Here is a 2316-nt window from a genome sequence, read left to right on the forward strand (position 1 = left end):
GCCGCCGGCCGCGCCCGCGCCCGCGCCGCCGGCGCGGGCCCATCCCGACGCCCCCGGCCCGGTCCCGTTCGATTCGCCCGAGGCGGCGTTCTGGTGGGAGGCGCTGGGCGATCGCGGCGTGGTGCCGGTGGTGGGCGACCTCAGCGACGAGCGCCGGCGCGAGCTGGTGACGGTGATGGTCGGGGTCAATGATTCGGTCCGCTCGGAACTGTTCGCCGGGCTCGCCCTCACCACCTTCCAGGCGGCGGTGTGCCTCGCCACCGCCTTCCGCCAGCTTGGCCGCCAGCGTTTCCTCGCGGTGTTCGGCCGCCCTGGCCGGCCGGCCACCGTCGGCGCGCTGGCCGCCCGCCTGCGCGAGCGCGGCATCGGCTCGCGCACCGACCTGCTGACCCTGGCCCGGGTTACCGAAACCGCCCTGCGCGGCTGAGCGCGGCGGGGCACGGTTTGCCCCGCCGGCCAAGCGTTTTTTGGCGGCCTTTATTTAAAAATCCATGCAAATTTTACCGGACTGGCCGGCTGCGCCCGCCGGGGGCGGCGAAACCGCCTTTGGCGCGTTGTTCCACGCAAAATCAAGGCAATGGGCGGCGAAGGCCGGTTGGGGCCGGCGCTGGAACAATCGCAGGTGCCGGTCCGCGCCGGGATCATGCAACCTGATATTGTTCAAGACGCGCCGGCCGGCAAAATGTCGCAGGTTATAACGACCGGGCAGAGTTGCGGGAATAGGGCGTTCGTCAGATGACAACTTGTCCTAGGATAAACACGTTCTCATCGGGGACGGAGCGGAGGGCCAAATGTCGAGGAAAAACCAACACTTGGCTCGTTTTATCCCGGTCTTCGCGGCCGGTGGCTCCGAGAAGGTTTCCGGTGGGATCGACCGGGCAAGGGCGGCGCTGTCGGCCACCTACGACTCCCGCTCAGGTTTCGCCCTCCGGTCGCCGACAGGGATCGCCGACCCCCCGCGTGGGGGCGGTCGGTCGGTCGGAGACTGATTGCGACCGGCCCCCGCCGGAGCCGGTCGCCCTTGCCGGGAACCCGCCTTTCCCCCCCTCGCGGTTCCTGGTGAGTTGGAAGGCCTGTCCGTCCCCCCCGGCGGATGGGCCTTCCCTTTATTCCGCGCCTGCCGCCCGCCGTCCGCCGGCCGAGGTGGCGAAGCCGCATCGGGCTTGCTTTCCGGCGCGGGGCAGCCTATCTGAGAGTCATGCTCCCGCAGAAGAATTCCGGCTATCTCGCCGGACAGATGCTGATCGCGATGCCGCAAATGGCCGATCCCCGCTTCGCCCGGACGGTGGTCTATCTCTGCGCCCACACGGCGGAGGGGGCGATGGGGCTGGTGGTCAACCGCGCGATCGATGGACTCAGCTTTCCGCAACTGCTCGAACAGTTCGAAATCCCGGTTTCGAGCGATTGTGACTCGATTCCGGTTCATTTCGGCGGTCCGGTCGAAAGCGGGCGCGGCTTCGTCCTCCATTCCGACGATTATCAGCACGACAATACCCTGCGCGTCGCCGAAGGGGTGGCGCTGACCGCCACCGTCGATGTGCTGCGCGCCATCGCCGGCGGCACCGGTCCGCGCCAGATGCTGCTGGCGCTCGGTTATGCCGGCTGGGGCTCGGGCCAGCTCGACAGCGAGATCCGCGACAATGCCTGGCTGATCGCGCCGGCCGATCTCGATCTGCTGTTCTCGGGCAATCTCGAGCGCAAATACGAGCAGGCGATCCAGAAGCTCGGCATCGATGTCGGGCTGCTGTCGGGCGAAGCCGGGCACGCCTGACCCCCTGGAGTCAGACCGTTGACGTGGGCTCCGCCCACCCCCGCCAAGGGCCGCAAGGCCCTTGGAACCCATGGGTGGTTGGGCGCGGACCGGCCTTTCCGCTTGGGCGCTGGCGTTGGCCGCGCGAAGGGCAAGGAACGGGATCCAAGGGCCCTCGGCCCTTGGCGGGGGCGGGCGGAGCCCGCGAAGGGTTTCCCCCCCCCCAGGCCCCCGATCAGGCCCGTCATGAAAAACGGGGACCGGCATGCCGGTCCCCGTTTTCCGTTGCCGGAGGGATGGTTCAGAGCCCGCTTTCGGCCGCCTTGGCCTCGGCGACGCATTGCTTGCCCTGACCGGCCTTGGCGGCCTTCTTGGCGGCCTGGAGGTGTTCCCACGACGCGGCGATCACCTCGGGCTGGGCCTTGGTCTTGGCCAGCTTGGCCTCGGCGGCGTGCAGGGCGCGGGCACAGGGCGACGGCTTCGGCTTGGCCGGGGCGGCCGCCGGGGTCGCCGTGGCGGCCGAGGCCGCCGCCGGCGCGGCCAGCGCAGGCGCGGCTTCCGGCGCG

Annotated in this window: 2 protein-coding genes and 1 pseudogene; 2 read left to right on the forward strand and 1 reads right to left on the reverse strand. The window is 69.9% G+C overall.

The window, feature by feature from the left end; genetic code table 11:
• A pseudogene (locus ACFSNB_RS18620) lies at positions 1–427 on the forward strand (hypothetical protein); the annotation flags it as partial.
• Between the two features lie 771 nt (positions 428–1198).
• Positions 1199–1771: a YqgE/AlgH family protein gene (locus tag ACFSNB_RS18625; protein WP_377319305.1), complete on the forward strand. Its 573-nt coding sequence runs from the start codon at positions 1199–1201 to the stop codon at positions 1769–1771.
• Positions 1772–2051: 280 nt separating this feature from the next.
• Here the strand turns inward: ACFSNB_RS18625 and ACFSNB_RS18630 are convergent.
• Positions 2052–2316: hypothetical protein (locus ACFSNB_RS18630; RefSeq protein ID WP_377319307.1), on the reverse strand; the 265-nt coding region annotated here is incomplete at its 5' end.

The sequence above is a fragment of the Phaeospirillum tilakii genome (assembly GCF_042683125.1).
GTDB lineage: Bacteria > Pseudomonadota > Alphaproteobacteria > Rhodospirillales > Magnetospirillaceae > Phaeospirillum > Phaeospirillum tilakii.

Excerpts from the sequence above, each read along its gene's own strand:
- ACFSNB_RS18625 (WP_377319305.1), top strand. The coding sequence starts at position 1,199 with ATGCTCCCGCAGAAGAATTCCGGCTATCTCGCCGGACAGATGCTGATC.